This is a genomic window from Pseudomonas sp. PDM21 (assembly GCF_014852505.2).
In the GTDB taxonomy this organism is placed as follows: domain Bacteria; phylum Pseudomonadota; class Gammaproteobacteria; order Pseudomonadales; family Pseudomonadaceae; genus Pseudomonas.
Map to the genome: position 1 here is coordinate 4286060 of NZ_CM181223.1, position 16518 is coordinate 4302577.

The 16518-nt window shown below is 65.0% G+C and carries 14 protein-coding genes; 10 read left to right on the forward strand and 4 right to left on the reverse strand.

From position 1 onward, the window contains the following. Positions 1-128: 128 nt before the first annotated feature. Positions 129-551, reverse strand: coding sequence for a universal stress protein (locus IB275_RS19545; RefSeq protein ID WP_192294984.1), 423 nt, complete (start codon positions 549-551; stop codon positions 129-131). Between the two features lie 164 nt (positions 552-715). Here IB275_RS19545 and IB275_RS19550 point away from each other — a divergent pair, with 164 nt between their 5' ends. From IB275_RS19550 to IB275_RS19565, 4 genes are all read left to right on the forward strand, one after another. Beyond that, positions 716-1639, forward strand: coding sequence for a LysR family transcriptional regulator (locus tag IB275_RS19550; protein ID WP_192294985.1), 924 nt, complete (start codon positions 716-718; stop codon positions 1637-1639). A gap of 163 nt (positions 1640-1802) precedes the next feature. After that, positions 1803-3383, forward strand: coding sequence for an MFS transporter (locus IB275_RS19555; RefSeq protein ID WP_192294986.1), 1581 nt, complete (start codon positions 1803-1805; stop codon positions 3381-3383). An 11-nt stretch (positions 3384-3394) separates the two neighbouring features. Beyond that, positions 3395-4462 (forward strand): HlyD family secretion protein, encoded by a 1068-nt coding sequence (locus tag IB275_RS19560; protein WP_192294987.1) that lies wholly within the window; start codon positions 3395-3397, stop codon positions 4460-4462. After that, on the forward strand, positions 4459-5901 hold the full coding sequence (locus IB275_RS19565; RefSeq protein ID WP_192294988.1) for an efflux transporter outer membrane subunit: 1443 nt from the start codon (positions 4459-4461) through the stop codon (positions 5899-5901). Before IB275_RS19560 ends, IB275_RS19565 begins: the two co-directional genes overlap by 4 nt. Positions 5902-5972: 71 nt before the next feature. Here the strand turns inward: IB275_RS19565 and IB275_RS19570 are convergent, their stop codons facing one another. Next, on the reverse strand, positions 5973-6749 hold the full coding sequence (locus IB275_RS19570) for a GntR family transcriptional regulator (RefSeq protein WP_192294989.1): 777 nt from the start codon (positions 6747-6749) through the stop codon (positions 5973-5975). 395 nt (positions 6750-7144) lie between these two features. On the opposite strand from IB275_RS19570, the gene IB275_RS19575 reads away from it, so the two are divergent. Continuing rightward, complete coding sequence (locus tag IB275_RS19575) at positions 7145-8491, forward strand: NCS2 family permease (protein WP_151187671.1); 1347 nt, start codon at positions 7145-7147, stop codon at positions 8489-8491. 104 nt (positions 8492-8595) lie between these two features. Here the strand turns inward: IB275_RS19575 and IB275_RS19580 are convergent, their stop codons facing one another. Together IB275_RS19580 and uraH are read right to left on the reverse strand one after the other, a co-directional pair. Further along, entirely contained in the window at positions 8596-10392 is a 1797-nt protein-coding gene (locus tag IB275_RS19580) for an ATP-binding protein (protein WP_192294990.1), read from the reverse strand. Between the two features lie 168 nt (positions 10393-10560). Further along, positions 10561-10914 carry a hydroxyisourate hydrolase gene (uraH, locus tag IB275_RS19585; protein ID WP_024763899.1) on the reverse strand — a complete coding sequence of 118 codons (354 nt, stop codon included), beginning with the start codon at positions 10912-10914 and terminating at the stop codon, positions 10561-10563. Positions 10915-11324: 410 nt separating this feature from the next. On the opposite strand from uraH, the gene puuE reads away from it, so the two are divergent. The 5 genes from puuE to IB275_RS19610 all read left to right on the forward strand — a co-directional run bounded on the left by puuE (position 11325) and on the right by IB275_RS19610 (position 16499). Beyond that, positions 11325-12260: an allantoinase PuuE gene (gene puuE, locus IB275_RS19590; protein WP_192294991.1), complete on the forward strand. Its 936-nt coding sequence runs from the start codon at positions 11325-11327 to the stop codon at positions 12258-12260. Then, the gene (gene uraD / locus IB275_RS19595; RefSeq protein WP_054910388.1) at positions 12257-12772 is read left to right on the forward strand and encodes a 2-oxo-4-hydroxy-4-carboxy-5-ureidoimidazoline decarboxylase; all 516 of its coding nucleotides are present in this window, start codon (positions 12257-12259) and stop codon (positions 12770-12772) included. The genes puuE and uraD overlap by 4 nt, the downstream gene beginning before the upstream one ends. Positions 12773-12839: 67 nt before the next feature. Next, entirely contained in the window at positions 12840-13346 is a 507-nt protein-coding gene (locus IB275_RS19600) for an ureidoglycolate lyase (protein ID WP_017517520.1), read from the forward strand. A 53-nt stretch (positions 13347-13399) separates the two neighbouring features. Next, positions 13400-14734 (forward strand): urate hydroxylase PuuD, encoded by a 1335-nt coding sequence (locus IB275_RS19605; RefSeq protein WP_192294992.1) that lies wholly within the window; start codon positions 13400-13402, stop codon positions 14732-14734. Positions 14735-15152: 418 nt separating this feature from the next. Continuing rightward, on the forward strand, positions 15153-16499 hold the full coding sequence (locus IB275_RS19610) for a nucleobase:cation symporter-2 family protein (RefSeq protein ID WP_081518591.1): 1347 nt from the start codon (positions 15153-15155) through the stop codon (positions 16497-16499). Positions 16500-16518: the final 19 nt, after the last annotated feature.

The window sequence follows — 16518 nt, forward strand, 5'->3', positions numbered from 1 at the left end:
CGGCAAGATCGGAATCCGGCGGGGTTCGCGAGCAAGCTCGCTCCTACAGGTCAACGCCGGCGCGCTCTTCGTAGGACCGAGGGGGACGCCTAGTCCTTGCTCGCGAACCACAAGGCACAGAGCAGCCCCTACTCCCTGACTTCGACCAGCACCGGACAAGGCGCCCGTTCGATCACCCGCTGCCCCACCGAAGGGTCCAGCAACCGTTCGATGCGCCCCAGGTGCCGGTGACCGATCACGATCAGGTCACACTCCAGCCTCTCGGCCTCGCGCAGGATCGCCCGCGCCGGATCACCGGCCACCACCGCACCCGCCGCTACGCACGGCTGCAACTGCGCCACCGCCTGATCCACCAGCGCCTGCGCCTCCTGCTGTTCCTGTTCGGCCGGCGGATATTCCAGCGCATCCTGGCGCGGCATGGCGAAGGCGCGGTCCACGGCGCAGACCACATGCACCTGCGCCCCGTTACAGCTCGCCAGCTCGCCGGCGGTCGCGATGATGCGCGGCGACTGCGCCGCGCCGTCGATGGCCAGCAGAATCCGTTTGAACATGCCTTTCTTCCTCAACGAACGAAATCCGCCGCCATTCTTCGGGCCAGGGCGTGGAGCGTAAAGGCACGCAAAACGTAATGGACCATTGCATGAAACGCACGCTTGCCCATCGGGCCCGTCGCAATGGAACATGAATGGCATCGCGCCAACCCTCCGGAGTCGCCATGGCCCTGCCCGATCTCAACCTGCTGGTCGCCCTCAACATCCTGCTGGAAGAAGGCAGCGTGGTCGGTGCCGCAAGGCGCATGCACCTCAGCCCGCCAGCGATGAGCCGCACCCTGTCGCGCATTCGCGAGGCGGTGGGCGACCCGATCATGGTCCGCGCCGGACGCAACCTGGTGCCGACGCCCCGCGCACTGCAACTGCGCGAGGAAGTCAGCGATCTGGTGGAACAGGCCATGCGCCTGTTCAACGCCAAGGAAAACCTGCGCATGGACCAGCTCGAACGCTGCTTCGTGCTGCGCTCCAACAACGTGCTGGTGGGCGGTTTTGCCTCGCGCATGCTGGCGGTGATGAAGGAAGAAGCGCCGCGCTGCAGCCTGCGCATCGCCCCGGAGGCCGACTTCGACGACGAAGCCCTGCGGCAGAACCGCATCGACCTGTACATCGGCGGCGCTTCCACGCTGGAACCGGAAATCCGCACGCAGACCCTGTTCACCACCAATTTCGTCGGCCTTGCGCGGCGCGACCATCCGATCTTCGACGACGAGATCACCGCCGAGCGCTTCGCCTCGTTTCCTCAGATCAGTGTGTCGCGGCGCGGCAAATCCCGCGGGCCGATCGACGAGGAACTCGCCAACCTGGGCCTGCAGCGGGAAATCCGCCTCACCGCGCCGACCTTTCACTCTTCGATCTTCGCGCTGCTGGAGTCCGACCTGGTGCTGCCCATTCCGGAGCACTCGCTGTGGCGCCTGGACCGCCTGGGTTTCGCCCTGCGCCAGTTCGACATTCCGCTGCCGCTCAAATCGGTGGTGATCATCCAGGCCTGGCACCCGCGCTTCGACAATGACCCGGCGCACAGTTGGCTGCGGCAAACGGTGAAGCGCGTCTGCATCGAATTGCGCGAGAGCTCCGGTCTGCTGAGCTGAATGTGCATAAAGTGCGCTGAACGCACTAATTAGCTGCAATCATTTCAATTTCCACAGCTATCACCCTTCCCTAGACTCGGTCGCAAATACCCGAGTTGATTCCTATGCCTTGCACATCACCGCCCAAGGGCGGCGGCATCGGCCATCCCCATGGAGGCCGGCCATGACCGCGCTCGCCCCGATTTCCGCCGCCAGCCCACAACCAGCGAAGCCTGCCGCACCGGTTGCCCAGCCATTCGGCCTGCGCATCGTGGTCGGCATGATCGGCGTACTGATCGCCTCCCTCAGCGCCGGGCTCAACGAAAAAGTCACCGACCTGGCCATGACCGACGTGCGTGGCGCGCTGTCCATCGGCCACGACGAAGGCACTTGGCTGATCGCCCTGTACTCGGCGGCGCAGGTCGCCGCCATGGCCTTCGCGCCCTGGTTCTCGGTCACCGTGTCGCTGCGCCGCTTCACCCTAGGCGCCATCGCCTGTTTCGCTCTGCTCGCGCTGCTCTGCCCCTTCGCGCCGAACGTCGAGACGCTCTACCTGCTGCGCCTGCTGCAGGGGTTCGCCGGAGGCTGCATGCCGCCGATGCTGATGACTGTGGCGCTGCGCTTCCTGCCGCCGGGGATCAAGCTCTACGGCCTGGGCGCCTATGCGCTGACCGCGACCTTTGCGCCGAACCTCGGCATGCCGCTGGCGGCGCTGTGGACCGAGTTCGTCGGCTGGCAGTGGGTGTTCTGGCAGGTCATCCCGCTCTGCGCCGTGGCGCTGGCCGCCGTCGCCTGGGGCATCCCCCAGGACCCGCTGCGCCTGGAGCGCCTGAAGCAGTTCGATTACCTCGGCCTCGCCCTCGGCCTGCCGGGCATCCTGATGCTGGTGATGGGCCTGCTACAGGGCGAGCGCCTGGACTGGTTCGAATCCGACCTGGTCACCCTGCTGGTGATCGGCGGTGCCGGGCTGCTGGTGGCCTTTTTCATCAACGAATGGACGCACCCGCTGCCCTTCTTCCGCCTGGACATCCTCAAGCGGCGCAACTTCACCCACTCGCTGATCACCCTGGCCGGCGTGCTGGTGGTGCTCGGCGCGTGCGCTGGCGTGCCGGCGTCCTACCTCGCCTCCGCCCACGGCTATCGCCCGCTGCAATCGGCGCCCATGGCGCTGCTGGTGGCGCTGCCGCAGCTGATCTCGCTGCCGCTGGTGGCCGCGCTGTGCAACATCCCGCGGGTGGACTGCCGCTGGGTGCTCGCCATCGGCATCAGCCTGTGCGGGCTGTCGGCCTTCGGCATGAGCCAGCTCACCAGCGAGTGGACACGGGAGAACTTCTACTGGCTGCTGGCGTTGCAGATCATTGGCCAGCCGGTGGCCATCGTGCCGCTGCTGATGTCCGCCACCAGCGTCGTCGCGCCCATCGAGGGGCCATTCGCCTCAGCCTGGTTCAACAGTGTGCGCGGCTTCTCGGCGGTGCTCGGCAGCGCCGTGGTGTCGATCCTGATGACCTGGCGCGAGCACTACCACTCCAACCGCCTGGTCGATCACCTGGGCAATGCCTCGCAAGCCCTCGGTCTGCGCCTGGAACAACTGGGCGGCGCCGAGTACATCGGCCGCCTGGCCGGCCAGGTGCGCGGCCAGGCCGGCGTGCTCGCCGCCTCCGACACGCTGCTGGCGATGTCCTGGCTGGCCGCCGCCCTGCTCGTCCTGATCCCCCTGCTGCCGCTGCGGGTCTACCCGCCGCGCCCTGTCGTGCCTAATCAATGAAAGGTCTGCCCATGTCGAAACTGAGCTCCCGTCGCGGCAGTCTGGCCCTGGTTGCCGTGCTGCTTCTCGCCCTCGTCGTCTACCTGTTGCTGCGCCTGCTGGGCCCCAGCCGCGAGCAGAGCACCGATGACGCCTACATCCATGCCGACTTCACCCTGGTCGCGCCGAAAGTCGCCGGCTTCATCGAGCAAGTGCTGGTGGAAGACAACCAGTCGGTGAGGGCCGGGCAGGTCCTGGCGCGCATCGATGCCCGCGACTACCGCGCCGCCCTGGAAGCCGCCGAAGCCGACGTAATGGCCGCCGAGGCGCGTCACCACCACGTCGCCGCCGACCTCGAACGCCAGCAGGCGGTGATCGCCCAGAGCGCCGCCCAGGTGCAGGCCGACCAGGCCGCATTGACCTTCGCCGCGCAGGAACTGAACCGCTACCAGCACCTCGCGACCCAGGGCGCGGGCACGCTGCAGAATGCCCAGCAGGCGCGCTCGCGCGTCGACTCGGCGAAGGCCGTGCTGGACAAGGACAAGGCTGCCGCCCTCGCCGCCCGCAAGCAGCTCGACGTACTGCTGGCCCAGCAGGCCGAGGCTCTCGGCGCGCTGAAGCGTGGCCAGGCACAACTGCAGCAGGCACAACTGAACCTGTCGTACACCGAGATTCGCGCGCCCTTCGACGGCATGGTCGGCCGCCGTGCCGTGCGCGTCGGCGCCTACACCACGCCGGGCAATGCACTGCTCGCGGTGGTGCCGCTGCAGAACGCCTATGTGGTCGGCAACTTCCAGGAAACCCAGCTGACCGACGTGCAGCCAGGGCAGGCCGTGGAGGTCAGCATCGACACCTTCCCCGGCGAAAAACTGCGCGGCCACGTCGACAGCATCGCCCCGGCCACCGGCCTGAGCTTCGCGCCCATCGCCCCGGACAACGCTACCGGCAACTTCACCAAGATCGTCCAGCGCATCCCGGTGAAGATCATCCTCGACGCCGACCAGCCGCTGCGCGACAAGCTGCGCGTGGGCATGTCGGTGATCGCCCGCATCGACACCGGCAAGCACGTCGAGGCCGAGCAGAAGGTAGCCGCGCAATGATCGCCGCCCGCACGCCGCTGTTTCTGGCTCTGCTCGCGCTCGGCGCCTGCAGCGTCGGCCCGGACTTCCAGCGCCCGGACGATGCCGACGCAGTGAACTGGTCCGCCCGGCGCGGCAACGCGCCCAGCCAGACCCTCAATGCGCCGCTGGAAGCGCAGTGGTGGACGCTGCTGGGCGATGCGCAGCTCAACGACCTGCAACGCCGCGTGGCGGATACCAACCTCGACCTGCGCGAAGCCGACGCGCGCCTGCAGCAGAGCCGGGCGATCCGCCAGGCACTGGGCGGCGATGCCGCACCCAACGTCGGCGCGGACCTGGGCTACCAGCGCAAGCGCAACAGCGAGGTCGGCCTGAGCGACCCATCCGGCCAAGCCGGCAAGGACAACTTCAACCAGCTCGACGGTGGCTTCGACCTGTCCTGGGAGCTGGACTTCTGGGGCCGTGTACGCCGCGAGCTGGAAGCCGCCGACGCCAACGTTCAGGCCACCGAGGAAAGCCGTCGCGACGTGCTGGTCTCGGTGCTTGCCGAGACCGCACGCAACTACCTGCAACTGCGCGCCGAACAGGACCTGGAAGCCATCATCCGCGGCAATCTGGAAATCGCCCAGCGCAGCCTGGAGCTGACCCGCCTGCGCCGCGCCGATGGCGTCGCCACCGAACTCGACGTGGCAGAAGCGTTGACCCAGGTCTCCAGCATCGAAGCGCGCCTGCCCGATAGCCAGAAGCGCCAGGCGCGGCTGATCAACGCCCTGGGCTACCTGCTCGGCGAAGCGCCCGGTGCGCTACAGGCGGAACTCGCCCAGGCCAAACCGGTGCCACAACCACCGCGTGGCGTACCGGTCGGCCTACCGTCGGAACTGGCCCAGCGCCGCCCGGACATCCGCCGCGCCGAAGCCGCGCTGCACGCCGCCACCGCCAGCATCGGCGTGGCCAAGGCGGACTTCTACCCGCGCATCAGCCTCAACGGCAGCTTCGGCTTCCAGGCGCTGCAACTGTCCAACTTCGGCGACTGGAACAGCCGTACCTTCGACATCGGCCCGAGCCTGTCGCTGCCGGTCTTCGAGGGTGGTCGCCTGAAGGGCACGCTCGCCCTGCGCGAGGCGCAGCAACAGGAGTCGGCCATCGCTTACCGCCGCACGGTGCTCAACGCCTGGCGGGAAGTGGACGACGCGCTGACCGACTACGCCGCCGACCAGCGTCGCCTGGCCAGCCTCGATACGGCCACCGAACATGGCCGCACCGCGCTGGCCAACGCCCGTGAGCAATACAAGGCCGGCGCGGTGGACTTCCTCAACGTGCTCAGCGCCCAGCGCGAGCTACTCGCAACTGAGGAACAGCAGGTGCGCAGCCGCGAAGCCGTAGCCACCACGCTGGTGCTGCTTTACAAGTCACTGGGCGGTGGCTGGCAGCAAGGCCAGGAAACCGCGCAGAACCTGTAGGAACGGCAAATCCGCCCTCCCCCGGAAACGAAAAAGCCCCGCATCTGCGGGGCTTTTTTCTGGCTCGGCGATCAGGCTGCCGAGTCGGCGTCGGCCTTGCTGCGGCGCGGCTTCTTCTTGCCGGCCAGCAGGTGCGAGAACACTGCGTGCAGGTCGCCGGAGGCGCCGTCCACGTCCAGGTTCAGCTTGTCGTCGATGTGCGCCATGTGGTGCATCATCAGGGTCACGGCCTTTTCCTTGTCGCCCTTCTCGATGGCGTCGAGGATCTCGTTGTGCTCGTCGAACGAGCAGTGCGAGCGGCCGCCGCTTTCGTATTGGGCGATGATCAGCGAGGTCTGCGACACCAGGCTGCGCTGGAACACCACCAGCGGGGCATTCTTCGCCATCTCGGCGAGCTTCAGGTGGAATTCGCCGGAGAGGCGGATGCCGGCGCCACGGTCACCGCGGGCAAAGCTGGATTGCTCCTGTTTCACCATGTCGCGCAGCTCGGCGAGGATATCGCTGCTGGCGTTGTCCACGGCCAGTTCGGTGATCGCGCGCTCGACGGTGCGGCGGGCGAAGAGGATCTGCCGGGCTTCGTCGATGCTCGGGCTGGCCACCACGGCGCCACGGTTCGGACGCAGCAGCACGACCTGTTCGTGGGCCAGGCGCGACAGGGCACGACGGATGATGGTGCGGCTGACGCCGAAGATTTCACCGAGGGCCTCTTCGCTCAGCTTGGTGCCGGGCGCCAGGCGCTGTTCGAGGATGGCGTCGAAGATGTGCGCGTAGACGATCTCGTCCTGAGTGCCGCTGCGCGCCTTGCCATTGCGCGGCTGCTTCCTGATCTGTTGCAACTGGTCGGTCATCGGAGTCGAACCCTGCTCAGCCGGGTTGAACCGGCGCGAAATCCGTGGGGGCATGAGTGGAGCTGGCCGCGGGCCAGGCATGGGGCACAGTGTACACAAAGTGGCCACTATCGTGCAGCCGTCACGAGCGACTCCCCATCAACCCCAAGGCCGCGCGGCACAGGAGCCTGGCGAAGGTCAGCGTGCGACCATTCCGACGCTTTGCTTGTAAAAATCTTTCGGCAAGACACTAAACATTATTTGAACTTTTTGTACACAACTGCATAATCGCGGCGTGACTTCCTGACCCAAAGGTCAACATTCACACCCTCACAACTCTTTCCGTTAGCGCAAGGGACGCAGGTGAACCAGCCGACGGCAAGGGACCAACAACAAGAGCGTTGAGGAGTACCGCTGTGGAAAGCACCAAACAAGAACAACAAGCCTTTGCAACCAGCCCGCCTGCTACCGGCCTGCTCGAACGCCTGTTCAAGCTCAGCCAGCACGGCACCACCGTGAAGACCGAACTCGCCGCAGGTCTCACGACCTTCATCACCATGGCGTACATCATCTTCGTCAACCCCAACATCATGGCCGACGCCGGCATCGACCACGGCGCCGCCTTCGTCGCGACTTGCCTTGCCGCGGCGCTCGGTTGCTTCCTGATGGGCCTGTACGCCAACTGGCCGGTGGGCCTGGCGCCGGGCATGGGCCTCAACGCCTTCTTCACCTACACCGTGGTCAAGACCATGAACTACAGCTGGGAGATCGCGCTGGGCGCGGTGTTCATCTCCGGCATCGCCTTCATGATCCTGACCTTCTCGCGCATCCGCGAATGGCTGCTCAACAGCATCCCGGTCAGCCTGCGCTTCGCCATGGGCGCCGGCGTCGGTCTGTTCCTCGGGCTGATCGGCCTGAAGACCGCCGGCATCGTAGTCGCCAGTCCCGCCACCCTGGTCCACCTGGGTGACCTGACCAGCCCCGGCCCGCTGCTGGCCGCCATCTGCTTCCTGATGATCGCCGTACTGGAATACCGCCGCGTGTTCGGCGGCATCCTGATCAGCATCCTCACCGTCACCGTGGCCGGCATCGCGCTGGGCATCGTCCAGTTCGGCGGCGTGTTCTCCATGCCTCCGAGCCTGGCGCCGACCTTCATGGCGATGGACATTTCCGGCGCGTTCAACGTCACCATGATCAGCGTGATCCTGGCCTTCCTCTTCGTGCACATGTTCGACACCGCCGGCACCCTGATGGGCGTTGCCCAGCGTGCACATCTGGTGCGTGAAGACGGTCGCATCGAGAACCTGTCGAAAGCCATGAAAGCCGACAGCACCTCCAGCGCCTTCGGCGCGGTGCTCGGTGTGCCGCCGGTGACCAGCTATGTGGAAAGCGCTGCGGGCGTCGCCGCCGGTGGCCGCACCGGCCTGACCGCCGTGGTGGTGGGTGTATTGTTCGTCGCCGCGATGTTCTTCGCCCCGCTGGCCGGCATGATCCCTGCCTACGCCACCGCCGGCGCGCTGATCTACGTCGCCATGCTGATGATGGGCGGCATGGCCCACATCGACTGGAACGAGCACACCGAGACCATCCCGGCCATCGTCACCGTGATCATGATGCCGCTGACCTTCTCGGTTGCCGACGGCATCGCGCTGGGCTTCGTGACCTACGTAGCGATGAAGGTCTTCACCGGCCGCCACAAGGACGTAACCATCAGCCTGTATGCACTGTGCGCGATCTTCGTGGCCAAGTTCATCTTCCTCTGAGTCTCTGCTGCGCAAGATGAAAAAGGCCCCGGCGATTGCCGGGGCCTTTGTTTTAGCAGTGCGGTGACAGAGTGCCATCCGGATTGGAGCGAGGCGAAAGCTGCTCAGCCTTCCACGGCAGGCAACAGCAACTTGATGCTGAACTCTGTGCCGATTCCAGGACGGCTGCTCATGGTCAGTTCGCCCCCCATCAGTTCGACCAGGCTGCGCGACAGCGCCAGACCCAGCCCGGTGCTGCCACGACGCACCCGCTCGCCCTTCAACGGCGCAGTGAAGGGCTCGAACAGGGCCTCCTGCTCCTCCAGCGGAATGCCCACTCCGGTGTCGATGACATCAAGCTGCACCTCCACCATGCCTTCGCCACTACCGCGCGCTCGCAGCCGCAAAACGATTGCCCCGTGATCGGTGAACTTCAGCGCATTGCTGAGCAGGTTGTTCAGCACCTGCCGCAAGCGCAACGGATCGCACCAGACCCGAGGCTGCATGGCCAGACTGAAATCCGCGTCCAGCGCCAATCCCTTGGTCATCGCTGGCTCGGCCAGCATGTCCAACTGCCGCTGCGCGAGCGCCTTCAAGTCCACTTCCTCCGGCGCCAGGTGGAGCCGTCCCAGGTCCGCACGACTGAGCAGATTGAGGTCGTCCAGCATGTGCAACATGTTCTCTGCCATGCTGCGCGCAACCTCCAACGGCTCGACACGCCGCGCAGGATCATCCTGGTTCAGCGCCATACCGATCATCGCCAGGATATTCTGTAGCGGCCCCTGCAATTCGCTGCCCATGCTCGCGAGGAACAATCCCTTGCCGCGACTGATGGTGCCAATCCGGGCATTGGCATTACGCAGCCCGCGAATCACATTGTCCTGGTGGGTGATATCGACGACGCCGCTCATGACCCCCAGCAGGGCGTCCTGCGCGTCCCGATAGGGCCTCGCCCAGACGTGAACCACCCGACGATCCCGAGCGCCCTGGAATTCGACGTCCCAGTCCAGACTCTCGCCCTTGCCCACCGCGGCAAGGAAGCGGTCCTGCAACAGCCGAGCCTCGTCAGTACTGGCGAATACGCCAAGCTCTGACCAGGTGCTGCCGATGACTTCTTCACGTGTTCTACCCAGGGTCTCCAGTGAGGCATCACTGCAGTACTGAATGCGACCGTCCAGCCCGCGCAGGCTGATCGGATAGGGAATGGATTCCATGAACCTGCGCAACAGGCCCAGCTCGCGATGCTGCTCATCGTCCAGCTCCGACGCTGCGCTACCGGACTCTTCCCGCGCACCACCTTCCACCAGCCCATGGCGGCGGCCGATGTCGATCAGCTCGACCAGCGACTTGGCGTGCAGCTTCTGCATCAGCCGCACCTTGTAGGTGCTCACCGTCTTGTCGCTGATGGCCAGTTGGTCGGCGATGGCGATGTTGCTCAAGCCCCGAGCCAGCAACTGCAGCACACTGAGTTCGCGGACCGACAGTCCCTTGATCAGTTCGCCATGACCGGCTTCTTCTGCCGCGCTGACGCTGCCCAGCGCATGGCTGGGGAAATAACTGTGCCCCTGGGCGATGGCCCGCACCGCTTCGCGCACCGCCTGGGGGTTCTCCTGCTTGCTGACGAAACCGGCGGCGCCGGCAGTCAGGCAACGCCCGGCGAAGTACTCGGAGTCCTGTGAGGTGAGCACCAGCACCTTCACGGGTGATTCCTGTGCCACCAGGCGCTGCAGGACCTCCAGCCCACCCAGGCGTGGAATCGACAGTTCGAGGATCATCAGGTCCGGCTTGCATACGCGCACCTGATGCAGCGCATCGGGTCCGTTGTCCGCCTCGCCGACGACCTCGTGCCGGTCCGCCTCCATCATCAGGCGCAGCGCGTGACGGGTCACCGGCTGTTCATCGACGATCAGAATCCTGCTCATACCACCCCTCGAAACAGTTTTTTCCCTCCTTTCTTCTAGTCCAAATGTGCCCATCCCGCCCGTGCGTCCTACGCGATTTTCCGTACGACAGGCAAAAAAAAGCCCGCCGTGTGGGCGGGCTGAGGAAGACTCCACGAAGAGTCCGGGGGAAGACCTACGGGCGGGGGACTAGCTGCCGCGATAGGTGGAATAGCTGTAGGGGGAAATCAGCAGCGGCACATGGTAGTGGTCGCTTTCAGAGGCGATACCGAAGCGCAGCACGACCTGGTCGAGGAATGCCGGCTGGGGCAGTTCGACGCCACGGGCGCGGTAGTAGTCGCCGGCATTGAACAGCAACTGGTAGACGCCGGCGCGGAAATCCTCGCCCTGCAACAACGGCTCGTCGCAACGGCCATCGTCGTTGGTCACGCGGGTGGCGATCAGTTCCAGCTGCTGGCCTTCGACGCGGAACAGCTCGATCTTGATGCCATGGCCGGGGCAGCCGTGGGCGGAATCCAGTACGTGAGTGGTCAGGCGTCCCATGGGCTTATCGGTGTCCTGCGGCGGAGCCGGCCGACACCTTCCTCCTCTGTCTCGTTGATGCGAATGAACGGGCCGCTATCGAAGCGGCCCGCGGGTGCGTTTGGCTGAAGCGAATATACCCAGCGGCACAATTGATTGTATACAAAAAACTGATTAGACCCCGCAAAAAACCCCTGTCGCGCCAGCCGACAGCCGGGTACCAGACCACTGGAAAACCCGCCTCAGGCTGCGCCAGAACAGGGCGCGCCCGGCATCCACGCCCTGTCGAACGCTCGCGAAAGGAATGAAACGACCGTTGCGCGGATTGTATTTACAGACCACTCCACATTTTGTATACAATGCACCCATCAACGGCAGCGCACAGTCCACCGACCCGGCGCCGACCGCCAACCACAAGAAGGAACACTGCAGTGAGCGCTGACTACCCACGCGACCTGATCGGTTACGGCAACAACATCCCCCATCCGCACTGGCCCAACGATGCGCGCATCGCCCTGTCCTTCGTCCTCAACTATGAAGAAGGCGGCGAACGCAACATCCTCCATGGCGACGCCGAATCCGAAGCCTTCCTCTCTGAAATGGTTGCTGCCCAGCCGCTCAAGGGCGAACGCAACATGTGCATGGAATCGCTGTACGAATACGGCAGCCGTGCTGGCGTGTGGCGTCTGCTCAAGTTGTTCCGCAAGTACGACCTGCCGCTGACCGTGTTCGCCGTGGCCATGGCCGCCCAGCGCCACCCCGAGGCGATCCGCCAGATGGTCGCCGACGGTCACGAGATCTGCAGCCACGGCTACCGCTGGATCGACTACCAGTACATGGATCCGGAGCAGGAGCGCGAGCACATGTTCGAGGCCGTGCGCATCCTCACCGAGCTGACCGGCCAGCGCCCGCAGGGCTGGTACACCGGCCGCCTGGGCCCGAATACCCGGCGCATCGTCCGCGAGGACGGCAACTTCCTCTACGACTCCGACACCTACGACGACGACCTGCCCTACTGGGACCCGGCGAGCACCGCCGAGAAGCCGCACCTGGTGATCCCCTACACCCTGGACACCAACGACATGCGCTTCACCCAGGTGCAGGGCTTCAACAAGGGCGACGACTTCTTCGAATACCTCAAGGATGCCTTCGACGTGCTCTACGCCGAGGGTGCCGAGGGCGCGCCGAAGATGCTGTCGATCGGCATGCACTGCCGCCTGCTGGGCCGTCCAGCGCGCATGGCCTCGCTGGAGCGTTTCATCCAGTACGTTAAGGGTCACGAGAAGGTGTGGATCACCCGCCGTGTCGACATCGCCAAGCACTGGCACGAGAACCATCCGTACAAAGCGCAGGAGAACAAGGCATGAGCCGCTTCCAGACCCTGACCCCGGCCAGCCTCGACCGCGCCGCGTTCGTCGCCGCCTTCGCCGACATCTACGAGCACTCCCCATGGGTCGCCGAGAAAGCCTATGACCTGGGCGTCGACGACAGCCTGAACGACATTGAACTGCTGCAGCAGCGCATGGCCGACATCCTCCTGTCCGCCAGCCACGATGCCCAGCTGGCGCTTATCAACGCGCACCCGGACCTCGCCGGCAAGGCCGCCGTACGTGGCGAACTGACCGCCTCGAGCACCGCCGAACAAGCCGGCGCCGGCATCCAGGACTGCACCGCCGAGGAGTTCGCCCGCTTCACCGAACTCAACGACGCCTACAAGGCCAAGTTCGGCTTCCCCTTCATCAAGGCGGTGAAGGGCAGCAACCGCCACCAGATCCTGGCCGCGTTCGAAGAGCGCATCCACAACACGCCGGAGCAGGAGTTCCAGACCGCCCTGGCGGAGATCAACAAGATCGCGATGTTCCGCCTGCAGCAGCTCTGAGCGAGCGGACCTTCACTCCCTGTCCCAGCGACGGGGCCAATGCGAACAACGAAAAAGAAGACCAGCCATGCGCACCCTGAAGATCGAGCCGTTGACCAAGGAAGCCTTCGCACCGTTCGGTGATGTCATCGAAACCGAAGGCAGTGACTTCTTCATGATCAACAACGGTTCCACCCGCCGTTATCACAAGCTCGCCACCGTCGAAACGGCGCAGCCCGATGACAAGGCGATCATCAGCATCTTCAGCGCCGAGTCCCTGGAGATGCCCTTGCGCATCCGCATGCTGGAACGTCACCCGCAGGGCAGCCAGGCTTTCATTCCGCTGCTCGGCAACCCTTTTCTGATCGTGGTCGCGCCAGTTGGCGATGTACCTGTATCGGGTCTCGTCCGCGCTTTCCTGTCCAACGGCAAGCAGGGCGTCAATTACCACCGCGGCGTCTGGCACCACCCGGTGCTGACGATCGAAAAGCGGGATGACTTCCTGGTGGTCGATCGCAGCGGTTCTGGCAACAACTGCGACGAGCATTTCTTCACCGAGGACGAACAGCTCCTCCTCGACCCCCAAGCGAACTAATAAGAGAGGCCCGCGCAGCGCGACGGCGATGCCCGGGCAAGAGGTAAAAAACTGTGGAAGCACATCTCATCGAATGGCTGAACCTGCTGGTCCGCTGGATCCACATGATCGTGGGTATCGCGTGGATCGGCGCCTCGTTCTACTTCGTCTGGCTGGAAAACAACCTCAACCGCGCCAACCCGCGCGAGGGGCTTTCCGGTGACCTCTGGGCGATCCATGGTGGCGGCATCTACCACCTGGAGAAGTACAAGCTTGCCCCGCCGAAAATGCCGGACAACCTGCACTGGTTCAAATGGGAGGCCTACTCCACCTGGATGTCGGGTGTCTGCCTGCTGACCATCGTGTTCTACCTGAACCCGACCCTGTACCTGATCGCTCCTGGCAGCGACCTGGCCCCAGCCGCCGCCGTTGCCATCGGCATCGGCTCGCTGATCGCCGGCTGGTTCGTCTACAGCACCCTGTGCGACTCCCCGCTTGGCAAGAAACCCGCCCTGCTGGGCGCCATCCTGTTCGGCCTGCTGGTCCTCGCCGCCTACCTGCTCAGCCAGGTGTTCAGCGGTCGCGGTGCGTACCTGCACGTGGGCGCCATCATCGGCACCATCATGGTGGGCAACGTGTTCCGCGTGATCATGCCGGCCCAGCGCGCACTGGTTAAGGCCATCGAGGAAGGCCGCGAGCCCGACCCGGTACTGCCGGCCAAAGGCCTGCTGCGTTCGCGCCACAACAACTACTTCACCCTGCCGGTGCTGTTCATCATGATCAGCAACCACTTCCCGAGCACCTACGGCAGCCACTACAACTGGCTGATCCTGACCTGCATCGCGGCGCTGGCGGTAATCGTGCGTCACTACTTCAACACCCGCCACAATGGCAACGGCATGGCCTGGGCGCTGCCCGCCGGCGCTGTCGGCATGATCGCCCTGGCCTTCGTCACCGGCCCGAACTTCCCCAGCAGCGACAACACTGCCAGCGCCCAGCCGGCGAAGGTGGAGTACCAACCACTGCCGGAAACCGCCGTCGGCGGCAAGACCCCGGCCGAGCGCGCCAAGGACGAGGAAGCCGCCAAGGCCGCCGCTGCCCAGCAGGCTCAGGCCGCTCCGGCCCAGGCGTCCACTGCCGGCTCGACCGAAGGCTTCGACAAGGTCCATCACGTCATCCAGGAACGCTGCGCCGTGTGCCATTCGGCCAAGCCGACCAGCAACCTGTTCAGCACCGCGCCGGCTGGCGTGATGTTCGACACCCCGCAGCAGATCCAGCAGCTCGCCCCGCGCATCCAGGCGCAGGCCGTGGCCTCGCAGGTGATGCCGCTGGGCAACATCACCCAGATGACCCCGGAAGAGCGCAAGCTCGTCGGAGACTGGATCTCCAGGGGCGCCCAGGTTAATTGAGCCTGCGGCACGGCCAGAGAAACCGCACCTTCGGGTGCGGTTTTTTTATGCGCGCAGATTGGCATTTCCCTGTAGGAGCGCGCCATGCCCGCGATCGCGCGCATGGCGCGCATGGCGCGCATGGCGCGCTCCTACAGGCTGGGCCGAATGCTGAAACAAAAAATGTAGTCCACTCGACCAATGGCTACAGAATTACCGAAGCCAGGAAACATGCGGCCTAGAGCGATGCAGCACCATGGAGACAAAACGTGACCGGCGAGTTGTATACAAAAATCGATTGAACGTAATACACATCGCGTTTATAAAGTCCCGCACCGCTTCACCCGCTCGGCCCCGGGGGTGAGATCGGCCAGTACTTCCCGGTTGTCGTGCCCGTCCGGCAACCAGCGACTGACAACAATAAAAACCGAGGTGTTGCATGTCCGTGGTAACTGAGCGCTCCCATACCGGCTCGCCCGTCGATCAGCGTTTGCCTTTGCTGCAGCTGCTGCTGGTCGGCTTCCAACACGTTCTCCTGATGTATGGCGGCGCCGTCGCCGTCCCGCTGATCGTCGGCCAGGCCGCCGGTCTCTCCCGTGAAGAAATCGCCTTCCTGATCAACGCCGACCTGCTGGTCGCCGGCATCGCCACGCTCGTGCAATCGCTCGGCATCGGCCCGGTCGGCATCCGCATGCCGGTGATGATGGGCGCCAGTTTCGCCGCCGTCGGCAGCATGGTCGCCATGGCCGGTATGCCCGGCGTGGGCATGACCGGCATCTTCGGTGCCACCATCGCCGCGGGCTTCTTCGGCATGGTCATCGCGCCGTTCATGAGCCGCATCGTGCGCTTCTTCCCGCCTCTGGTGACCGGCACCGTGATCACCTCCATCGGTATGTGCCTGTTCCCGGTGGCGATCAACTGGGCCGGAGGCGGCAAGGCAGCCGCCAACTTCGGCGCCATCGAATACCTCGCCCTGTCGTCCTTCGTGCTGGCGGTGATCCTGCTGATCAACCGCTTCATGAAGGGCTTCTGGGTCAACGTCTCGGTGCTGATCGGCATGCTGCTGGGCTACATCATCGGCGCCAGCATGGGCATGGTCAGCCTGGACGGCATCGAGCAGCGCCCGTGGTTCGACGTAGTCACCCCGCTGCATTTCGGCACGCCGGAATTCCACCTCGCCCCGGTGCTGTCCATGTGCCTGGTGGTGGTGATCATCTTCGTCGAGTCCACCGGCATGTTCCTCGCCCTGGGCAAGATCACCGAGACCGAAATCTGCCCTAACCGCCTGCGCCGTGGCCTGCTGTGCGACGCCGGCGCGTCGTTCATCGCCGGCTTCATGAACACCTTCACCCACTCCTCGTTCGCCCAGAACATCGGCCTGGTGCAGATGACCGGCGTGCGCAGCCGCTATGTGACCGCCGCCGCCGCGCTGTTCCTGATCGCCCTGTCACTGCTACCCAAGGCCGCCTTCCTGGTCGCCTCGATTCCGCCGGCGGTGCTGGGCGGCGCCGGCATCGCCATGTTCGGCATGGTCGCGGCCAGCGGCATCCGCATCCTCCACGAAGCGGACATCGTCGACCGCCGCAACCAGCTGCTGGTGGCGGTGAGCATTGGCATGGGAATGGTGCCGGTGGTGCGCCCGGACTTCTTCGCCGCCCTGCCCCAGTGGATGGAGCCGATCACTCACAGCGGCATCGCGATGACCGCGATCTGGGCCGTGGTGCTGAACATCCTGTTCAACATCCTCGGCGAACAAGGCCGCGACGCCCTCTGCGGGCATCACTGAGTCCCTTTCGCGGGCGTCT